We start from the raw sequence: 18,643 nt of genomic DNA on the forward strand, positions 1-18,643 counted from the left end.
GTCATGTGAGGGGGATTCCATGCGGAAACTATCGGCAGTATTGACCAAAAGCGGCGCGTTCCTGCTCGGCAGCACGATCCTGTGCACATCGGGAACCGCGCTGGCCCAGCAAACCAACACCAACGACGACCGCGATATCGTCGTCACCGCGTCGAAGCGCGAAGAAAATCTGCAGGATGTGCCGCTCGCGATCACTGCGATCGGGACCGAGCGGCTCGACGAGCTGCAGGTCAAGGAATTCCAGGACGTCGTCAAATTCCTGCCGTCGGTGACGATCCAGACGCTCGCGCCGGGGTTCAGCCAGGTCTATTTCCGCGGCGTCGCGTCGGGCGAGAACGCCAATCACTCGACCTCGCTGCCGACCGTTGGCACGTATCTCGACGAAATGCCGATCACGACCATCCAGGGCGCGCTCGACATCCATGCCTATGACCTCGCGCGCGTCGAGGCGCTCGCGGGGCCGCAGGGCACGCTCTATGGCGCGAGCTCGATGGCGGGCACGATCAAGCTCGTCACCAACAAGCCCGACACCAGCGGCACCTATGGCTCGGTGGGCCTCGAACTCAACAGCGTGACGCGCGGCGGCATCGGCGGCGTTGCCGAGGGCTTCATCAACGCCCGGATCAGCGATCGCGCGGCGCTGCGCCTCGTCGGCTGGTATCGCCACGACGCGGGCTATATCGACAATATCGCGGGGACCCGCGTCTATCCGATCAGCCAGAACACCGACACCGATGGCGACGGCGAGAATGACACGGTCATCAACCTTCCCGGCGACGACATCACGCAGAACAACGCCGATCTGGTCGAAAAGGACTATAACACCGTCGACACCTATGGCGCGCGCCTCGCGCTCGGCATCGAACTCGACGACGACTGGACGATCCGCCCGACGCTGATGGGCCAGATCCAGAAAGCGAATGGCAGCTTCGCGCAGGAACGCTCGTCGGCGGTAACGCGCAGCCTGCAGACGGTGCAATATAATCCCGAACGCAGCGACGATAAATGGATCCAGGCCGCGCTCACGATCGAGGGCAAGATCGGCAATTGGGACCTGACCGTCACCGGCGGGCATCTGCGCCGCAAGACGCTGACCGACAGCGACTATTCGGATTATGCCTATTTCTACGACGCGCTCTTTGGATCGGCGGTCTATCTTTACGACAATGCCGGGGACCAGATCAGCCCGAACCAATATATTCAGGGCATCGACCGCTATCGCCGCAACTTCGGCGAAATCCGCGTCGCCTCGCCCGCCGACGCGCGCATCCGCTTCATCGGCGGGCTGTTCTATCAGCGCCAGTCGCACAATATCGAGCAGCATTATATCATCGACAACCTGTCCGACGATCTGCAGGTCCCCGGCACCGTCGATAATATCTGGCTGACCAAGCAGCTGCGCGTCGACCGCGACTATGCCGCGTTCGGCGAGCTCAGCTTCGATATCACCGACAAATTGACGCTGACCGGCGGCGGCCGCCTGTACAAGTTCGATAACAGCCTCGTCGGCTTCTTCGGCTACAGCAACCCCGGCTACAGCAGCAATCCGGTCTATGCGTGCCAGGGACCGGCGGTTGTCGACGGATCGCCGTGTACCAACCTCGACAAACGGACGAAGAAAACCGACTTCATCCACAAGCTGAACCTGACGTACAAGTTCACCGACGATGTGATGGTCTATGCGACCTGGTCGCGCGGCTTCCGTCCCGGCGGCATCAACCGGCGCGGCTCGCTGCCGCCCTATGGTTCGGACACGCTCGACAATTACGAGCTCGGGTGGAAGACCAGCTTCGGTCCGGTTCGGTTCAACGGCGCGGTGTATCAGCAGGATTGGAAAAATATCCAGCTGTCCTTCCTCGGCGCCAACGGGCTGAGCGAAGTGCGCAACGCGGGCATCGCGCGGATCCGCGGGGTCGAAGCCGACGTCAGCTATCGTTCGGGCGGCTTCTCGCTCGGGATGGGCGCCAGCTATAACGACGCGACGATCCGCCGCGATTTCTGCGCCATCGCCAATGCCGATTTCGATTGCACGACAACGGACAACAGCCTGCTCGCGCCGTCGGGATCGCGCCTTCCGGTCACCGCGAAGTTCAAGGGCAATGCCGTCGCGCGCTATGAATTCCCGATCAGCGGCCTCGACGGCCACGTCCAGTTCGCGGTCAACCATATCGGCAAAAGGCGGTCCGACCTTCGCACGCTTGAAAATGACATCGTCGGCAATTTCAAAGCCTATACGACCGCCGATTTCAGCATCGGGGTGAAGGGCGAGGGCTGGGATGCCGAACTGTTCGCAACGAACCTGTTCGACAGCCGCGGCGTGATCAACAGCGCGGTCCAGTGCGGCGAGACGGTGTGCGGCGACGGCGATGGCCTGACCCCGGGCGGCGGGGTCTTCTATGACAATGTCATCCGCCCACGCCTGATCGGCATCAAGGTGAGCAAGGACTTCTGAGCGGCCCATTGAGGGGACGGCGCAAACGCGCAACGCGCATCGCGCCGCCCCTCGGCTCTATCCCCCACGCGGGGGATGGACGAACAGACCCCGATCGGACGGTATCGGCACCCGGGTCGATCGCGATCGGGGATAGAGGATGGGAACCAGCTTCGCATGGCAGAAGAGATGACCGCAGGCGTCAGGCCGGCCCAAAAGCTCGGCCTTGCAATGTGCGTCGCGCTCGTCATGGGCAATATGATCGGATCGGGGGTGTTCCTCCTCCCCGCCAGCCTTGCCCCGTTCGGGTGGAACGGCGTCGCAGGGTGGGTCATCACGATCGCGGGCGCGCTTGCGCTCGCGGTGGTTTTGGCGCGGCTGACCGTCGCCTTTCCGCAGGCGAGCGGGCCGACCGCCTTCGTCCAGCTCGCCTTCGGGCGCATTCCCAGCTTCATGATCGGCTGGGCCTATTGGGTGTCGGTGTGGACCGCCAATGTGACGCTCGCGGTCGCCGCGGTCAGCTTTCTCAGCCTCTTCGCGCCAGCGCTCGGCGACCATATGGCGCTCTCGACGCTCGCGCTGATCTGGATCGTCACCGCGATCAACTGGCGCGGCGCGCGCGCGGCGGGTCGTTTCCAGATCGTGACCCTGCTCATCAAACTGATCCCGCTGCTGACCGTAATCGTCCTGATACCGATCGCATTCGGCAGCGAGACCCCCGTCGTCACGACGCCCTTCCCTGCCGAGGGGCTTTCGCTGACGGCGGTCAGCGGATCGGCGATCCTCACATTATGGGCGCTGCTCGGCTTCGAATCGGCAAGCGTCGCGACCGACAAGGTCAAGGATCCGGTCGTCACCATCCCGCGCGCGACGATCATCGGCACGCTGGCGACGGGCATCCTCTACCTGATCGTCTGTTCGGCGGTCGCGCTGATGCTGCCGGCGGACAAGGTCGCGACGTCCGACGCGCCGTTCGCCCTGTTCGCCGAAACCTATTGGGGGCACGGTCCGGCGCTGTTCATCGCCGCCTTTGCCGCGATCAGCGCGATCGGGGCATTGAACGGCTTCACACTGATCCAGGCCGAACTGCCGGCAACGCTCGCGCGCCAGGGGCTGTTTCCCGCATGGTTCGCGCGCACCAACCGCCACGGCACGCCCGTTGCCGCGCTGCTGATCGCGAGCGGCCTCGCGACCGCGTGCGTTGTCCTGAACAGCAACAAATCGACCGCGGAGATGTTCACCTTCATGGCCATCCTGTCGACCTCGGTGACGCTCTGGCTCTACCTCTCCTGCGCCGCCGCCGCGCTGCGCCTGCGCGTGGCGATACCGGTCGCGCTCATCGGCCTCGCCTATTCGGTCTGGACGCTGTGGGGCGCCGGGCTGAACGTCAGCGCGATGAGCCTGATCCTGATGGTCGCGGGGCTGCCGCTCTATTGGTGGACGCGCGGATCGGCGCCAGCCTCAACGCCATCGGGGAGCGAAGAAACCCCGGTCGCGTAGGATCACCTGCGCCGCATTATGCCCCGGCGCGCCGGTGACCCCGCCGCCGGGATGCGTGCCCGCGCCGCACATATAAAGGCCCTTCACCGGCCCGCGATAGGCGCCGTTGCCGAGCACGGGGCGCGCCGACCATAGCTGGTCGAGGCTCATATTGCCGTGCATGATGTCGCCGCCGACGAGCCCGAATTTGCGCTCGAGCCCCTTGGGGCTGAGGATCTGGCGCCCGACGATCGAGGCGCGGAAGCCGGGGGCATGGGCTTCGACCGTGTCGATGATCGTATCGGCGGCCTTCCCCTCTTCGGCATCCCAGTCGCGCCCGTCTGGAAGTTCGGGCGCGAATTGCTGGCAGAAGAGGCTCGCGACATGCTGCCCCGGCGGCGCAAGGCTGTCGTCGACGGTCGACGGGATGAGCATTTCGACGATCGGTTTCTTCGACCAGCCGTACTGCTTCGCGTCGAGGAAGGCGCGGTCCATATAGTCGAGCGTCGGGGCGAGAATGATCCCCGACTGATGATGCTCGCCCGGTTCGGGAAGACAGGTGAAGCGCGGCAGTTCGCTGAGCGCGACATTCATGCGGAAGGTGCCGCTGCCCGCCTTGAACGCCTTGATCCGGCGCCGGAACTCGGGCGCGATATCGCCCTCGTCGAACATCCGTTCGTAAAGCAGCTTGGGCCCGACATTGGCGATGACGCGCGCCGCGGCGATCTCCTCGCCGCTGGCCAGCTTGACCCCGACGGCCTTGTTTCCATCGACCAATACGCGCGCGACGGGCGCTTCGAGGCTGATCTCGACGCCGAGCTGGGTGCACACCTTCGCCATCATCTGGGTGATCGCGCCCATGCCGCCGACGCTGTGGCCCCACGCGCCCTTCTTGCCGTTCACCTCGCCGAAGACGTGATGGAGGAGAACATAGGCGCTGCCCGGCGTATCGGGGCTGGCATAGTTGCCGACGACCGCATCGAAACCGAAAGCCGCCTTGACGGCTTCGCTTTCGAACCAGCTGTCGAGGAAGGTGCGCGCCGACTTGGTGAAGAGTTCGAGCACGTCGCGCTGCTGCGACAGGCTGAGTTTGGTGAGGCCGCGCCCCTGCCGCGCGGCGTCGAGCAACGTCTTGAAGCCGTCGCCGACATTTGGCGGCGATTTCAATGCGAGGTCGCGCAGCACATCGGCCACGCCCTCGAGCATGTCGTAATATTCGGGGAGGCGCGCGGCGTCGTGCGCCGAGAAGCGCGCAAATTCCTTTTGCGTGCGTTCGAGCCCGCCGCCGAGTTTCAGATAGCCGCCATCTTCCTGCGGCAGGAAATTGCTGATCGGCCGCTCGATCACGCGGTAGCCATGATCGGCCAGCTTCATGTCGGCGATGACCTTAGGCTGAAGCAGGCTGACCGTGTAGCTCGCGACCGAATTGCGGAACCCCGGCGCGAACTCCTCGGTCACCGCGGCGCCGCCGACCACGTCGCGCGCCTCGACGATGCGCACCTTCAGCCCCGCCTTGGCGAGATAGAAGGCGCAGACGAGGCCGTTGTGGCCGGCGCCGATAATCAGGGCGTCATAGGCTTTGGTCATTGAAACTCTTTCGCAAGCGGGGATTGGACATGCTGGCGGCCGAAGCCGAGGCCGAGGACGCGGCCGGGGATGCGGCGCAGCAGCGGGATGGAATCGAGCAGGCGAACGGCCAAGGGCACGCGCGTTATTTCGCCGCGCAGCATCGGTTCGATGACGCGCTGGTGCGCGAAACGCTGAATCGCCTGCATGCGCGTCGTCGGCGTCCAGCGGCGGTCCTGCACCTTGGCGAGCAACGGATCGGGGTCGGCGCCCGCCGCAAGCGGCGCGGCGAGGATATTCGCGGTCGCGACCGCATCCTGCACCGCGAGGTTGATACCGACCCCGCCGACAGGCGACATCGCGTGCGCGGCATCGCCGATCGCGAGCAGGCCGGGGCGCGACCAGCGCGTCAGCCGGTCGAGCGCGACGGTGAGCAATTTCACATCTTCGAAGCTCTGGATCGCGTCGATCCCGGCGGCGAGACCGGGAGCGATTGAAACGATCTTGTCGCGAAAGGCCGCGATCCCGCGCGCCTCGATCGGCGCGAAACCGCCTTTTTCGATGATCTGCGCGCATTGCCAATAATCGCCGCGCGGGATGGCGACGACCATGCCGCCCTTGTCGATCGTGCCGAGCGCGACTTCGGACATGTCCATGCCTGCGGGAACGGGGATGCGGAACCACAGCACGTCCATCGGCGCGCCCAGATCTTCGAGCGGCAATTGCGCGGCGTCGCGCAGCACCGAGCGGCGGCCGTCGGCGGCGATGACGAGCCGCGCGGGCAAGGTCTCGCCACTCGCCAGCGTCACGCCGCTGACGCGGCCGTTTGCGTCACAGGTGAGCCCAGTCGCCTCGGTCGACATGCGCAGATCGAAGGTCGGATATTTCCGGCCTTGCCCCGCAATGAAATCGAGCAGATCCCATTGCGGCATCATCGCGACGAAGCGCGCCGCGACGGGCAGATGCTTCATCGTCGCGATCGTATAATGCCCGCCGAGCAGGTTGAGCGTCATCGTGTCGATCGCGGCGTGCGGTTCCTTGAGCAGCTCTTCGAGCAGCCCGATCTCGTGGAACAGTTCGAGCGTCGAGGGATGCACCGTGTCGCCGCGGAAATCGCGGAGAAAGTCTGCGTGTTTTTCGAGCACAGTGACGGGCACGCCGGCGCGCGCGAAGAGCAGGCCCGCGACCATGCCGGCGGGACCGCCGCCAACGATGATGACAGGGTGAACCTCAGCCATAACAATCTCCGTTCGTGTCGAGCGAAGTCGAGACACCGCGAGGCCGTGCGCTCCCGATGGGCATCTCGACTTCGCTCGATGCGAACGGGGATATTATTGTCATGCCCGACTCCAACCCGGCGGCGGGGCTCGCTCCAACCGCGCTTCGGGGATGAGCTCGCGCATTCGCGAACAGAAATGCTTGAGGCAGACCTCCTTGTCGCTGAGCGGTCCCATCGTGAAGCTTTTCGACGCCATCCCCTGCTGGACGCGCGTGATCAGTTCGGTGTCCTCGGCGTTGACCTGACGGTTGATGCGCCAGTTCAAATAGCGCGCAGCCTTCATCTCGCGGCGCTCATCGGGGAGCACGTAAGAGATCTCGCGGATCAGGCACGTCGTCGGCCCGGTTGGCAGCCACTGCATGAAATCGACCTGGTCGGGATAGATGTCGAAGGCGACGTTCGGCCAGAGCTTGAAATAGAGCCAGTGGCGCTGGTTGGCCTCGGGTAGATGCGGGACCGGCGGCAACAATCGCTGATACATGCGCTCGGACCAGTTCACCGACGGCCGGTCGATCAGGTCGCCCCACATGCGGTCAACATTATCCTCGGCCTCAACGCCATAGCTTTTGCCGAACAGGCGGGTGAGGCCGGGGTGCGCGACGGGGATATGGAGCCCGTCCGAATAATTGTCGCCGACATTCTTCCAGTTCACGTCGCGCGGGCGCAGCGTGACGCGGCCGAGCGCGCCGAGTTCCTCGAAGCGGTAGGGCGCGACCTGCGCTTCATAGGGCGCCATCATCGACGCAACCGACGGGCCGCCGTCATCCTCGAGCCGCACGAACCAGAAGCCGCGCCATTGTTCGAGTCCGACGGGGACGAGCCCCGCCTTGCCCTTGTCGAGCGTCGGATAGCTCGCCGAATCGGGCACCCCGGTCAGCCGGCCGTCGAGTTCGTACGTCCACGCGTGATAGGGGCAGACGAGCTTCTTCGCGCAACCCACCGCGCCGTCGACAAGGCGCGAGCCACGATGGCGGCAGACATTGGTGAAGGCGCGTACATTGCGGTCGGTGCCGCGCACCAGAATCACGCTCTCGCCGCAATAGTCGATGCTGTGCCAGTCGCCGACGTTCGGGATGTCGCTATTGTGGCAGACGACCTGCCAGCTCGGACGGAAGATCCGTTCCATTTCAGCGGCATAGAAATCAGGATCGCTATAGGTCCAGGCGGGCAGCGACCAGCCATCGAGCGGGTCGAGATTCGAATCGCGAAGGGGTGCAGTTGCCATATCTCGTTCCTTGTTGTACATATGTATAACAATATGACCGCCGTTCGCCAAGCCTTTACGCGCGAAAGCGCCGATGCCCGCCGGGCGGACCTGATCGAGGCGACCGCGGCGTGCCTTGCCGAGCATGGGCTGGCGGGAACCAACGTCCGCGCGATCTGCGCGAAGGCGGGCGTGTCGCCGGGGCTGCTGCGCCACTATTTCGGCGGCATCGACGATCTGGTCGCGGCGACCTATCAAGCGACGAGCGACCGCATGGACGCGATTTTCGCCGCCGCGATGGTGCAGGCGGGCAGCGATCCGCGCGCGCGGCTGACCGCTTACCTCACCGCCAGCTTCCGTCCGCCGGTGACCGATCCCGAACTGCTCGGCGCATGGACCGCCTTTTGGGCGCTCGCGCGCAGCGACGCGCGCATGGCGGCGATCCACGCGGAAAGTTACGCCGGCTATCGCGCCCGGCTCGGCGAATTATTGGTCGCGTGCGGCGCGGCCGATGCCGAGCGGCTGGCGATCATGCTGACCGCGATGGTCGACGGGCTGTGGCTCGAGCTGTCGCTCGACGCCGAAAGTTTCGGCGCCGAGGCGGCAGTCGCGATGGTCGAGCGCGCGGTCTTCGCGCTCGTCTGACCCTTATTTCGACAGGTCTCGCAGCAGGCTGTCCCAGTGCGCGAGCGCGGGGGCGATCGCATCGACGGGCACGCGCTCGTTGAGGCCGTGCGCGTAGCTGTCGCTCGCCTTTGAAAATAGTCCCGCGACGCCATAGCTCGGCACGCCCTGGATGCGGAAATGATAGCTGTCGGTGGCGCCCGCGCTCATCGACGGGATGATCGGCAGGCCCGGCGCGCGCGCATGCACCGCCTTCGTCACCGCCGCGACGACGTCGGGGCGCAGCGGCGAGGCATCGCTCGCGCTCGCGTCGGGATCGGTCTTCACCTTGATCGCCGGATCGGCGATCGCCTTTTCGAGCTCGGCGCGCACCGTTTCGACCGGCACGCCGGGGAAGATGCGGCAGTTGATGTTCGCGGTCGCACGCTGCGGCAGCGCATTCTCGGCATGCCCGCCCTTGACCAGCGTCGGCACGCAGGTGGTGCCGATCTGGCCGATATATTCGGGGTCGGCGCGGATCGCAGCAATGGCTTTCGCGTCCGACGGGTTCGCGGCAAAGGCTTTCAGCGCCGCGCCGATATCGCCGCCGACCTGGTCGGCGACGATCGGCATGCCGACCTTGGTCAGCTCATTCTGCTGCGGCGTGAAGCGATAGGCGCCCACCTTGGCGAGCGCGGTCGACAGCTGGACGATCGCATTGCTGCCCGACGGGCGCGAGCTGTGGCCGCCCGGGTTGGTGACTTCGAGCGTGAAGTCGGCATAGGTCTTCTCGCCCGCCTGCAGGCCATAATATTTGGGTTTGCCGTCCTCGCCGATCGTTCCGCCACCGCCGTCGCCGTTGAGCGCGAATTCGGCACCCTTATACTTCGCTGCGAGCGCGCGCGTCGTGGTCATCGAGGTTTCCTCGTCGCCCGAGAGCAGCAGGATGATCGATCGCTTCGGCTTGAAGCCGTCCTTCTTGAGCTGCGCCATCGTCGCGACCATCATCGAGACGTCGAACTTATTGTCCTCCGACCCGCGCCCGAAAATATAGCCCTCTTCCTCGACCGGCACGAAGGGGTCGCGCGTCCAGTCCTTGGGATCGGCCTCGACGACGTCCATATGGCCCAGCAGCACGATCGGCTTTTGCTTCGTCGTACCGTGCAGCGTCGCGGCGAAGGTCGCGGTTTCGCCGATCGGCGTGATCTCGATATCGCTGTCGGCATAGCCCGCGGCTTTCAGCACGCTCGCATAATAGGCGGCGAGCTTCGGCACCTGCCCACGCCCCTCGACCGTCGGAATCGCAACGCTGTCCTTCAGTATCTTTTTCGCCGCCTCGGTATCGGCGGGCTTGGCGTGGACGGGCGCGGCGGCGAGCAAGGCGGCGGCGAGGGCGAGCGGAGCGGTAAGGTTGCGCATGGAAACGGACCCTAACCAGCTGTCATCCCAGCGCAAGCTGGGATCGCTATCGTGGTGGCCGGGCGGCAGCGGTCCCAGCTTTCGCCGGGACGACGATTCCTATGCCGCCTTCTTCGCCTTCGGTGCCGGCGTCTTCGGCTTGTAGCGGCAGAGGTCGACGACCGGGCAGCGCCAGCACTCAGGGGTGCGCGCCTTGCAGATATAGCGGCCGTGGAGGATCAGCCAGTGATGCGCGCCGACGCGGAACGGTGCGGGGGTATTCTTTTCGAGCTGTTTTTCGACCGCGAGCACGGTCTTGCCGGGTGCGAGCCCGGTGCGATTGCCGACGCGGAAGATATGCGTGTCGACCGCGAAGGTTTCGGCGCCGAAGGCGCAGTTCATCACGACATTGGCGGTCTTGCGCCCGACCCCGGGCAGTTCGACGAGCGTGTCGCGGTCGGCAGGCACCTCGCCGTGAAACTCGCGGACGAGGATTTCGCTGAGTGCGATGACATTCTTCGCCTTGCCGTTGAACAGTCCGATCGTCTTGATGTGCTGCTTCAGCCCCTCTTCGCCGAGGTCGATCATTTGCTGCGGGGTCTTTACCTCCTGAAAGAGCCGCCGCGTCGCCTTGTTCACCCCGACGTCGGTCGCCTGCGCCGACAGCACAACCGCGACGAGCAGCTGATAGGTGTTGCCGAACTCCAGCTCGGTCTCGGGGCTCGGGTTGAGTTCGGCGAGCCGCCGGTAGAATTCGAAGATATCGGCCTTTTTCATCGGATCAGTTAAGCCCGAGCACCTGCGGCATCGTGTAGCGGTCGGGCTTCTGCTGGAGCAGCCACAGCGCCGCGCGCACCGCGCCGCGCGCGAAGATCATGCGGTTTTCGGCGCGGTGCGAGAGGGTGATCATCTCCTCGGGGCCCGCGAAGATCACGTCATGGTCGCCCGCAACCGTCCCGCCGCGCAAGGACGCGAAGCCGATCTTGCCATGACCGCGCGCGCCCGTAAGCCCGTCGCGGCCGCGTTCGGAGCAGGTGTCGAGATTGATCCCGCGCCCTTGCGCCGCCGCCTGCCCGAGCAGCAGCGCGGTGCCGCTCGGTGCGTCGACCTTCATCCGGTGGTGCATCTCGACCACCTCGATATCCCAGTCGGCGCCGAGCCGCGTCGCGGCCTCGCGCACCAGATGCGCGAGCAGCGTGACGCCGAGCGAGGTGTTGCCGGTCTGGAGCACCGCGATATCCTTTGCGGCATCGTCGATCAGATAATGATGGCGTTCCTCGAGCCCCGTCGTCCCGATGACGATCGGCGTTTTTGCCGCAACGCAGGCGTCGAGCGTCGCCTCGAGCGCCGCGGGTGACGAGAAATCGACAAGAACGTCGGCGTCGCTGGCGAGCCTCAGAACATTGCCGCCCCGGTCGACGCCACAACTGCGCTGCCCCGCTTCGGAGATCGCGGCGGCGAGCGCGACGCCCATCCGCCCTTCGCTGCCGATAATGCCGATGCTGGTCATATGCCGTCCCCTAAATTGCCGCTCCCTTTAGCCGCTCGTGTCGAGCGAAGTCGAGATACCCATCAAAATGACGTAATGCCGATGGGCATCTCGACTTCGCTCGATGCGAGCGGATAGAGAGGAGTTATGCGTGACATCCAGAATATCGTCATCCTGACCGGCGCCGGCGTTTCGGCCGAAAGCGGCATCGACACCTTCCGCGACAGCGGCGGCCTCTGGGAACAGCATCGCGTCGAGGATGTCGCGACCCCCGAAGCCTTTGCGCGCGATCCCGACCTTGTCCTGCGCTTCTACGATATGCGGCGCGAGGCGATCCAGACCAAGGCGCCGAACGCCGCGCATGAAGCGCTCGCGCGGCTCGACGCCGCTTGGCCGGGCGAACTGCTGATCGTCACGCAGAATGTCGACGACCTGCACGAGCGCGCAGGCGCGAAACGGCTGATCCATATGCACGGCGAGCATCTCAATGCCTGGTGTACCGCATGCGACGCGCGAGTGCCGTGGACGGGGCCGTTGCTCGACCGGCCAGCGTGCAGCGCGTGCGGCATCGTCGGCACCCTGCGCCCCGACATCGTCTGGTTCGGCGAGATGCCGTACCGGATGGAGGACATTTACCACGCCCTGAACCGCGCCGACCTGTTTGTTTCAATCGGCACGTCGGGCGCGGTCTATCCCGCCGCGGGCTTCGTGCGCGAGGCGCGCGCGTCGGGCGCGCGGACGCTCGAGCTCAATATGGAGCCGAGCCAGGGCAGCTACTGGTTCAACGAGGCGCGGCAGGGTCCGGCGACGCGGCTGGTGCCCGAGTGGGTGGCGGAGATGTTGAAGGAATAACGTCGCCCCTGCGAAGGCAGGGGCCGCCGTGGGCATAGCGCTGAATCTCTCGCGGCCCCTGCCTTCGCAGGGGCGACGGTAGGTTTCTACCGCCGCGCCACGAAGAAATCTCTGAGCAGCGCCGCCGCTTCATCTTCGCCGATGCCGTCATAAATCTCGGGCCGGTGGTGGATCGTCGGCTGCGCGAAAGTGCGCGGACCGTGGACGACCGCGCCGCCCTTCGGATCGTCGGCGCCATAATAGAGCCGCGCGATTCGCGCGTGGGCGATCGCGCCGGCGCACATCGCGCACGGCTCGAGCGTCACATAGAGGTCGCAGCCGTCGAGCCGCTCGTTGCCGAGCTTGGACGCTGCAATGCGAATCGCGACGATTTCGGCATGCGCGGTCGGGTCGTGCGATTCGCGCGGGCGGTTGTGGCCCTCGGCGATAATCGCACCGTCCTTGACGATCACCGCGCCGACGGGCACTTCGCCCCATTCCGCGGCGATGCGGGCGAGATCGAGCGCGCGGCGCATCGGTTCGGGGAGCGGAAACTGGGCCATAAAAGCGGCCTATGCGCTTGACGAATCTCCTGCAAGCCGATAAGCGCGCGCCTTTCCCGGCTCACTCCGGTCCTGTATTCCCCGTTTTGCGGGAAGTGCCCGGACGCCGATCCGAAATTTTTTTGACGAGGACGAAGACCATGTCGCGCATCTGCGAACTGACCGGCAAGGGCCGCCAGGTTGGCCACAATGTGAGCCACGCCAACAACAAGACCAAGCGCACCTTCCTGCCCAACCTGCAGAATGTGACGTTGCTGTCGGACGCGCTCGGCAAGGGTGTGAAGCTGCGCGTGTCGACCCACGGCCTGCGCACGGTCGAGCATAATGGCGGTCTCGACAACTGGCTGCTGAAGGCCGGCGAAGACCAGCTGTCGACTTCGGCGCGCAAGGTGAAGAAGGAAGTCGCAAAGAAGCTGGCCGAAAAGGCCGCTTAAGCGCTTTCGAATCGCTAAAAGCAATCAGGCCGCCGGATCACCGCGCGGCCTTTTTGCTGTCCGGCCTCTTTTTCGACGGCAGGCCCACCAGTTCAAATTGCAGCAGCAGACTGCGTTGCCAGACATTGAAATTATTGTCGGCAACGAGCCACAGCCAGGTCCGCCCCTGCTCGACCGAAATCGCCGCGCCTTCATAATTTTCGGCGAGCGCCGCCGGGACGCGGCCGATCGTCCGTGATCGCACGACAGCGTCCTTCTTTATGTCCGCGGGGTCGACGACAGCGACGATCGTCGTGAAAACGGGGTCGAAGCCGAGCCGCCGGTGCACGATCAGGATGCGCCCGTCGGGCAGCGCCGCGGCAGCGCTGACCAGCCCGCGCCCCGCCGAATCATAAAAGAAGCGAATCGGCGCGGGACCGGGCGCGGCCGGATCGCCGGTGTAGATCAACGCCTCGCGCCCGCGCGGATCGTCGTTGGCGTCTTCCAGAAAGACCACCGTCCGGCCGTCCGGCAGCCGCGTCATCGCCTCAGGCCCGCGATTCCTGGGCCAGCGCGCCGGTTCGGGCAGCTTGCGTCGCGACTCGATTGCCGAAAGACCGGCATCGAGTCGCCAGATTTCGTTGATCCCCTCGAGCGCGATCCAGCTCTTGCCGCTTTCGGGGGCGACAAACATCGCCTCGGCATCGACCATGGATTTGCGTTGCGGCCTGCCGTCGGGCGTCGGCAGCGCGCGAATCCGGACATCCGAAACCGAACCGCGCGCATCGAGCGTCAGGCGCACTCCATAACCATTGTCGCCGATCAGCTGAAACCGGTCCGGCCCCATCCGCGCGAGCGCCGAAAAGCCGCCGAACCGGCTGTGCGGGCTGACGAGATGCCAGCCGCGGACGAACCGCATCGCACCCGAAGCCTCGGGCGCGAAAACCAGCGGACGCGCGGCGGCGCCTTCGGTCATGTCGCCCTTGGGAAAGCGCATGACGGTGCCGGGCACCGGACCGACGGCAAGAAAGATCAGGGCAGCGAAGAGCAAGCGGCGCATCGCCGCGGGTTAGGGCGGCGATACGCGAAAGGGAAGCGGTTCGCCGCAGAAAGCTGAACATCAGCCAACAACCATGTTCAGGCTTCGCTCAATGCGAATCAGGCAAAACCTGTTTCATCGACAAAGCCCAGTCGGGCCAATGACGACGAAGGAGAACGACAATGAAAAAGATGGTGACCCTCTCGATCGCCGCCCTGATGTCCGCCGCGACGCTGGGCATGGCGGCTCCCGCCGCGGCGCAGAACGGTTATTATGACCGCGACGGCTATTCGAGCTATTACAGCGGCTACGACCGCGACGATCGTCGCTACGACCGCTATGACCGCCGCGACTATCGCCGCGACCGCCGCGATTACCGCAACGATCGCCGCTATTACCGTGGTGACCGCCGCAACTATCGCCAGTGCGACAAGGGCACCGGCGGCACCGTGATCGGTGCGATTGCAGGCGGCCTTGCCGGTCATGAAATCGCCGGCCGCGGCGACCGCACGGTCGGCACGATCATCGGCGGCGCTGTCGGCGCCCTCGCCGGCCGCGCGATCGACAAGGGGAATGACGGCTGCCGTTAAGGGCTGTCCCGACCCCCAATAATTTCCTTCCCTCCTCCACCCCGCCCGGCCCCGCGCCGGGCGGGGTTTTCTTTGCGCCCAGCAGGCCGGGGAGGAGGCCTTGCCATAATGGCCGGGAAAGCCTAGGTTTGCTGCCAAGTGCACGCCTGCGGTCTTGCGGGCGCGTGAGCAGAACAGGTTACGATAGCCATGCGGCAAATGGCAGCGCCATCAGGGCGACCGCCGCGGCCAGGCCCGGCGGTAAAAGGACGAAACAAGGCGGGTGGCGAATCGCGTCCGATGCCGATCACGCGGCCGCGCAGCTATGCCGCGATCGACCTTGGCACCAACAATTGCCGGCTTTTGATCGCCCGCCCGCAAAATGGCGAGCTCGTCGTCATCGACGCTTTTTCGCGCATCGTCCGCCTCGGCGAAGGCTTGCACGGCAGCGGCCGCATCAGCGACGCGGCGATGGACCGCACCGTCGCGGCGCTGTCGATCTGCGCCGACAAGCTGCGCCGCCGCCACGTCTCGCTGTCGCGCGCGGTCGCGACGGAAGCGTGCCGCCGCGCGAGCAACGGCGAGGAACTGGCCGAGCGTGTCCGCCGCGAAACGGGCATCGTCCTCGACATCATCTCGGCCGCCGAAGAGGCGCGGCTCGCGGTGCTCGGCTGCCACAATCTGATGGAGCCCGGCGAAGGCCCGGCGCTGATCTTTGACATCGGCGGCGGTTCGACCGAGCTGATGCACGTCGATGTGTCGGACCATGACGTCAAGATCCACGACTGGATCAGCGTGCCGTGGGGCGTTGTCTCGCTGACCGAACATGCGCCGCTTCCCGACGACAGCCTCGCCGGCCGCCAGGCCGCCTATGCGCATATGCGCGAAGTGACGCGCGAAGCTTTTGCCGCCTTTGCCGGGCGCGCCGAACGCTTTGCCGGTCAGAAGCTGCGCCTGCTCGGCACCAGCGGCACCGTGACGACGCTCGCCAGCGTCTTCCTCGACCTGCCGCGATACGACCGGCGCGCGGTCGACGGGCTGGTGGTCCCATCCGATGCGATGCGCGACATCAGCCGCCGCCTTGCCGACGCGAGCATCGCCGATCGTGCCGAAATCGCATGCATCGGCCGCGAGCGCGCCGACCTGGTCGTCGCGGGCTGCGCGATCCTCGAGAGCATCATCGACCTGTGGCCCGCCGTGCGTGTCGGTGTCGCCGACCGCGGCATCCGCGAGGGCATCCTGCGCACGCTGGCGATGCAGGGCCGCGACATCCCCGTCACCCGCCGCGAGTATCGCAAATGAGCGGTGCCGGCGGAAAGGGTGGCAGCGGCCGCGGCGGTCTCCATGTGCGCGTCAAAACCGCGCGCAAGCGCAGCGTCTCGTCGACGCGCTGGCTGCAACGCCAGCTCAACGATCCCTATGTGCGCCGCGCGCAGGCCGAGGGCTATCGCTCGCGCGCCGCGTACAAGCTGATCGAGCTCGACGAGAAATTCGGCTTCATCAAGAAATCGCGCGCGGTCGTCGACCTCGGCATCACGCCCGGCGGCTGGTCGCAGGTCGTACGCAAGGCGAACCCGCGCGCGCGTGTCGCCGGGATCGACCTGCTCCACTGCGAGCCGATCGAGGGCGTCGAAATCCTCGAAATGGATTTCATGGACGATGCGGCGCCCGACGCGCTGATCGAAGCGCTCGGCAGCGCCCCCGACCTCGTCATTTCGGACATGGCGGCGAACACTGTCGGCCATCAACAGACTGACCATCTGCGCACGATCGGCCTTGCCGAAACCGCCGCCGATTTCGCGGTGCAGAATCTGCTGCCCGGCGGCGCGTTTGTGGCCAAGGTGTTCGCGGGCGGGGCGGATCACACACTGCTGACTCTACTAAAACGTCACTTCACAACGGTAAAGCACGCCAAACCGCCGGCGAGCCGCAAGGGGTCGCCCGAGCTCTATGTCATCGCCCAAGGCTTCAAGGGCCGGAGCAAGGACGCGGAATAAACAGTGTAATGGCTCGAACCGGGGGAGAATTTTGATGGCCAAGTCGGGGCAGTCGGTCGCGGCTATGACGCTTGCCGCGCTGATGCTGGCATCGTGCGGCGGCGGGGGTGGTTCGAGCACCCCCGGAAGCGGCGGCGCCGTCACGGTCACCCCAACGCCAACCCCCACCCCGACCGCCACTTGCGCGCTGGCGTCGCGCCAGGCTTTTGCGAAAGCGGTGATCGACGAATGGTATCTGTTCCCGAACGACATCGCGAACGTCAGCGCGGCGAGCCATAGCAATGTCGAATCCTATATCGACGCGCTCGTCGCCCCGGCGCGCGCGCTGAACAAGGATCGTTTCTTTACCTACATCACCTCGATCGCCGAGGAGAACGCCTTCTACGCCAGTGGGTCGAGCGCGGGCTTCGGCGTCCGCATGAGCTATGATGCGGCGGGTCAGCGCATCCTCATTGCCGAAGCCTATGAGAGCGCGCCGGCTTTTGCTGCCGGGATCGACCGCGGCACCGCGATCGTCGCCATCGGCACGAACAGCGGAAATTTGCGTAGCGTGGCGAGCATCGTCGCCGCCGAAGGGACCGCGGGCCTCACCAATGCACTCGGCCCGAGCGACCCCGGGGTCAGCCGCGTGCTGCGCATCACCGACGCGGCCGGAACGCGCGACGTCACCGTTGCCAAAGCCGATTATTCGCTCGACCCGGTTTCGGACCGCTATGGCGCAAAGATCATCACCGAGGGCGGCCGCAACTACGGCTATCTTAACCTCCGCACCTTCATCTCGTCGGCGGACGCCCAGTTGAAGGCGGCCTTCGCCGATTTCGGCGCGCGCGGCGTGACCGACATCATCATCGATTTCCGCTACAATGGCGGCGGCCTCGTTTCGACCGCCAATCTGATGGGCGATTTGATGGGCGCGGGCCGCGCCGGGCAGCTGTTTTCGCAGACCCGTTTTCGTCCGAACAAATCCGCAGAGAATGACGAGCACCGCTTTGCGCCGGTAAGCCAGTCGATCGCGCCGACGCGCATCGCCTTTATCGGCACCGCGTCGACCGCGTCGGCGAGCGAACTCGTGATCAATTCGATGCTGCCCTATCTCGGCGCCAATATGACGCTGGTCGGCGGCAACACCTATGGCAAGCCGGTCGGCCAGATCGCGCTCGACAAGGCCGAATGCGACGACCGCATGCGCGTCGTCGCCTTTGCGACGGCCAATTCGGCCGGCGCGGGCGACTATTATGACGGCCTCGCTCCGAAAATCACGAACAGCTGCGCTGCGAGCGACGATCTGACCGTCCCGCTCGGCGACCCGCGCGAGGCGTCGATCCGCGCCGCGATCGGCTTCCTGTCGGGCACCGCTTGTACCACGCGGATCGCCGACGCCAGCGCGGGGGCGGCGGCGCGGAGCCGCAGCGCGCGCGTGCTCGCCGAGCCCGAAATGCTGACCCCCGAGCGGCCGAGCGCGGCGCAGCGCGAACTGCCCGGGCTGTTCTGATCGCCCCCTGCTGCATCGCAGCAATTGACCGCGGCCCGAAAAAGGGGCTAACGGCCGCGGCAAGCGACAGGTTCCCCGGCGACGGGGACTAAGAGGGAACGGGAAAACCCCGGCTGCCCCTGCAACTGTACGCGGCGAGCCATCGGCCACTTGCCATTGGGATTCCGGTCCCGAGAAGGCGGCCGACCGGCGCTGACCCGCAAGCCAGGAGACCTGCCCGTCGCCGTCGTCTTTCGCGCGGACAGGGTGTGCCGGGCGGACGGGGGTGAACCCGCATGACGACAAGCTTG

17 protein-coding genes and 1 riboswitch are annotated in these 18,643 nt (G+C 65.7%); of the genes, 9 read left to right on the top strand and 8 right to left on the bottom strand.

What is annotated here, in order from left to right; genetic code table 11:
- The first annotated feature begins 19 nt into the window (after positions 1-19).
- Complete coding sequence (locus ACTJI5_RS05550) at positions 20-2,452, top strand: TonB-dependent receptor (RefSeq protein ID WP_440859635.1); 2,433 nt, start codon at positions 20-22, stop codon at positions 2,450-2,452.
- Between the two features lie 156 nt (positions 2,453-2,608).
- Positions 2,609-3,931 (top strand): amino acid permease, encoded by a 1,323-nt coding sequence (locus tag ACTJI5_RS05555; RefSeq protein ID WP_440859636.1) that lies wholly within the window; start codon positions 2,609-2,611, stop codon positions 3,929-3,931.
- Here the strand turns inward: ACTJI5_RS05555 and ACTJI5_RS05560 are convergent.
- The 3 genes from ACTJI5_RS05560 to ACTJI5_RS05570 all read right to left on the bottom strand — a co-directional run bounded on the left by ACTJI5_RS05560 (position 3,893) and on the right by ACTJI5_RS05570 (position 7,980).
- Complete coding sequence (locus ACTJI5_RS05560) at positions 3,893-5,497, bottom strand: phytoene desaturase family protein (RefSeq protein ID WP_440859637.1); 1,605 nt, start codon at positions 5,495-5,497, stop codon at positions 3,893-3,895. The two genes, ACTJI5_RS05555 and ACTJI5_RS05560, sit on opposite strands and share 39 nt — an antisense overlap.
- Entirely contained in the window at positions 5,494-6,714 is a 1,221-nt protein-coding gene (locus ACTJI5_RS05565) for an FAD-dependent oxidoreductase (protein WP_440859638.1), read from the bottom strand. The genes ACTJI5_RS05560 and ACTJI5_RS05565 overlap by 4 nt, the downstream gene beginning before the upstream one ends.
- 99 nt (positions 6,715-6,813) lie before the next feature.
- The gene (locus ACTJI5_RS05570; protein WP_440859639.1) at positions 6,814-7,980 is read right to left on the bottom strand and encodes an aromatic ring-hydroxylating oxygenase subunit alpha; all 1,167 of its coding nucleotides are present in this window, start codon (positions 7,978-7,980) and stop codon (positions 6,814-6,816) included.
- A 33-nt stretch (positions 7,981-8,013) separates the two neighbouring features.
- Between ACTJI5_RS05570 and ACTJI5_RS05575 the strand changes: the two genes are divergently transcribed.
- Entirely contained in the window at positions 8,014-8,604 is a 591-nt protein-coding gene (locus tag ACTJI5_RS05575; RefSeq protein ID WP_310250645.1) for a TetR/AcrR family transcriptional regulator, read from the top strand.
- Between the two features lie 3 nt (positions 8,605-8,607).
- Here ACTJI5_RS05575 and ACTJI5_RS05580 read toward each other — a convergent pair whose 3' ends face one another.
- The 3 genes from ACTJI5_RS05580 to dapB all read right to left on the bottom strand — a co-directional run bounded on the left by ACTJI5_RS05580 (position 8,608) and on the right by dapB (position 11,470).
- On the bottom strand, positions 8,608-9,981 hold the full coding sequence (locus ACTJI5_RS05580) for a M20/M25/M40 family metallo-hydrolase (RefSeq protein WP_310250642.1): 1,374 nt from the start codon (positions 9,979-9,981) through the stop codon (positions 8,608-8,610).
- A 99-nt stretch (positions 9,982-10,080) separates the two neighbouring features.
- Positions 10,081-10,737: an endonuclease III gene (gene nth / locus ACTJI5_RS05585; protein ID WP_439513619.1), complete on the bottom strand. Its 657-nt coding sequence runs from the start codon at positions 10,735-10,737 to the stop codon at positions 10,081-10,083.
- A gap of 4 nt (positions 10,738-10,741) precedes the next feature.
- Entirely contained in the window at positions 10,742-11,470 is a 729-nt protein-coding gene (gene dapB / locus ACTJI5_RS05590) for a 4-hydroxy-tetrahydrodipicolinate reductase (RefSeq protein WP_058538672.1), read from the bottom strand.
- Between the two features lie 126 nt (positions 11,471-11,596).
- Here dapB and ACTJI5_RS05595 point away from each other — a divergent pair, with 126 nt between their 5' ends.
- Positions 11,597-12,301: an NAD-dependent deacylase gene (locus ACTJI5_RS05595; protein ID WP_058538671.1), complete on the top strand. Its 705-nt coding sequence runs from the start codon at positions 11,597-11,599 to the stop codon at positions 12,299-12,301.
- Between the two features lie 86 nt (positions 12,302-12,387).
- Here ACTJI5_RS05595 and tadA read toward each other — a convergent pair whose 3' ends face one another.
- Positions 12,388-12,843, bottom strand: a complete 456-nt coding sequence (gene tadA / locus ACTJI5_RS05600) for a tRNA adenosine(34) deaminase TadA (protein ID WP_440859640.1) — start codon at positions 12,841-12,843, stop codon at positions 12,388-12,390.
- Between the two features lie 140 nt (positions 12,844-12,983).
- Between tadA and rpmB the strand changes: the two genes are divergently transcribed.
- Positions 12,984-13,277, top strand: coding sequence for a 50S ribosomal protein L28 (rpmB, locus tag ACTJI5_RS05605; protein WP_440859641.1), 294 nt, complete (start codon positions 12,984-12,986; stop codon positions 13,275-13,277).
- Positions 13,278-13,314: 37 nt separating this feature from the next.
- On the opposite strand, the gene ACTJI5_RS05610 is transcribed toward rpmB, so the two are convergent.
- On the bottom strand, positions 13,315-14,316 hold the full coding sequence (locus ACTJI5_RS05610) for an esterase-like activity of phytase family protein (protein WP_440859642.1): 1,002 nt from the start codon (positions 14,314-14,316) through the stop codon (positions 13,315-13,317).
- Positions 14,317-14,477: 161 nt separating this feature from the next.
- Here ACTJI5_RS05610 and ACTJI5_RS05615 point away from each other — a divergent pair, with 161 nt between their 5' ends.
- From ACTJI5_RS05615 to ACTJI5_RS05630, 4 genes are all read left to right on the top strand, one after another.
- A complete protein-coding gene (locus ACTJI5_RS05615) occupies positions 14,478-14,885 on the top strand; it encodes a glycine zipper 2TM domain-containing protein (RefSeq protein ID WP_058538668.1) in 408 nt (135 codons plus the stop codon).
- Between the two features lie 189 nt (positions 14,886-15,074).
- The gene (locus ACTJI5_RS05620; protein WP_058538667.1) at positions 15,075-16,166 is read left to right on the top strand and encodes a Ppx/GppA phosphatase family protein; all 1,092 of its coding nucleotides are present in this window, start codon (positions 15,075-15,077) and stop codon (positions 16,164-16,166) included.
- Entirely contained in the window at positions 16,163-16,861 is a 699-nt protein-coding gene (locus ACTJI5_RS05625) for an RlmE family RNA methyltransferase (protein WP_440859643.1), read from the top strand. Before ACTJI5_RS05620 ends, ACTJI5_RS05625 begins: the two co-directional genes overlap by 4 nt.
- 34 nt (positions 16,862-16,895) lie before the next feature.
- Positions 16,896-18,353 (top strand): S41 family peptidase, encoded by a 1,458-nt coding sequence (locus tag ACTJI5_RS05630; protein ID WP_440859644.1) that lies wholly within the window; start codon positions 16,896-16,898, stop codon positions 18,351-18,353.
- A gap of 51 nt (positions 18,354-18,404) precedes the next feature.
- A riboswitch (cobalamin riboswitch) is annotated at positions 18,405-18,588 on the top strand.
- The last annotated feature ends 55 nt before the right edge of the window (positions 18,589-18,643 follow it).

This window comes from Sphingopyxis sp. 22461 (genome assembly GCF_052044915.1).
In the GTDB taxonomy this organism is placed as follows: Bacteria; Pseudomonadota; Alphaproteobacteria; order Sphingomonadales; family Sphingomonadaceae; genus Sphingopyxis.

Excerpts from the sequence above, each read along its gene's own strand:
- ACTJI5_RS05550 (WP_440859635.1), top strand. The coding sequence starts at position 20 with ATGCGGAAACTATCGGCAGTATTGACCAAAAGCGGCGCGTTCCTGCTC.
- ACTJI5_RS05555 (WP_440859636.1), top strand. The coding sequence starts at position 2,609 with ATGGCAGAAGAGATGACCGCAGGCGTCAGGCCGGCCCAAAAGCTCGGC.
- ACTJI5_RS05560 (WP_440859637.1), bottom strand. The coding sequence starts at position 5,497 with ATGACCAAAGCCTATGACGCCCTGATTATCGGCGCCGGCCACAACGGC.
- ACTJI5_RS05565 (WP_440859638.1), bottom strand. The coding sequence starts at position 6,714 with ATGGCTGAGGTTCACCCTGTCATCATCGTTGGCGGCGGTCCCGCCGGC.
- ACTJI5_RS05570 (WP_440859639.1), bottom strand. The coding sequence starts at position 7,980 with ATGGCAACTGCACCCCTTCGCGATTCGAATCTCGACCCGCTCGATGGC.
- ACTJI5_RS05575 (WP_310250645.1), top strand. The coding sequence starts at position 8,014 with ATGACCGCCGTTCGCCAAGCCTTTACGCGCGAAAGCGCCGATGCCCGC.
- ACTJI5_RS05580 (WP_310250642.1), bottom strand. The coding sequence starts at position 9,981 with ATGCGCAACCTTACCGCTCCGCTCGCCCTCGCCGCCGCCTTGCTCGCC.
- nth (WP_439513619.1), bottom strand. The coding sequence starts at position 10,737 with ATGAAAAAGGCCGATATCTTCGAATTCTACCGGCGGCTCGCCGAACTC.
- dapB (WP_058538672.1), bottom strand. The coding sequence starts at position 11,470 with ATGACCAGCATCGGCATTATCGGCAGCGAAGGGCGGATGGGCGTCGCG.
- ACTJI5_RS05595 (WP_058538671.1), top strand. The coding sequence starts at position 11,597 with ATGCGTGACATCCAGAATATCGTCATCCTGACCGGCGCCGGCGTTTCG.
- tadA (WP_440859640.1), bottom strand. The coding sequence starts at position 12,843 with ATGGCCCAGTTTCCGCTCCCCGAACCGATGCGCCGCGCGCTCGATCTC.
- rpmB (WP_440859641.1), top strand. The coding sequence starts at position 12,984 with ATGTCGCGCATCTGCGAACTGACCGGCAAGGGCCGCCAGGTTGGCCAC.
- ACTJI5_RS05610 (WP_440859642.1), bottom strand. The coding sequence starts at position 14,316 with ATGCGCCGCTTGCTCTTCGCTGCCCTGATCTTTCTTGCCGTCGGTCCG.
- ACTJI5_RS05615 (WP_058538668.1), top strand. The coding sequence starts at position 14,478 with ATGAAAAAGATGGTGACCCTCTCGATCGCCGCCCTGATGTCCGCCGCG.
- ACTJI5_RS05620 (WP_058538667.1), top strand. The coding sequence starts at position 15,075 with ATGCGGCAAATGGCAGCGCCATCAGGGCGACCGCCGCGGCCAGGCCCG.
- ACTJI5_RS05625 (WP_440859643.1), top strand. The coding sequence starts at position 16,163 with ATGAGCGGTGCCGGCGGAAAGGGTGGCAGCGGCCGCGGCGGTCTCCAT.
- ACTJI5_RS05630 (WP_440859644.1), top strand. The coding sequence starts at position 16,896 with ATGGCCAAGTCGGGGCAGTCGGTCGCGGCTATGACGCTTGCCGCGCTG.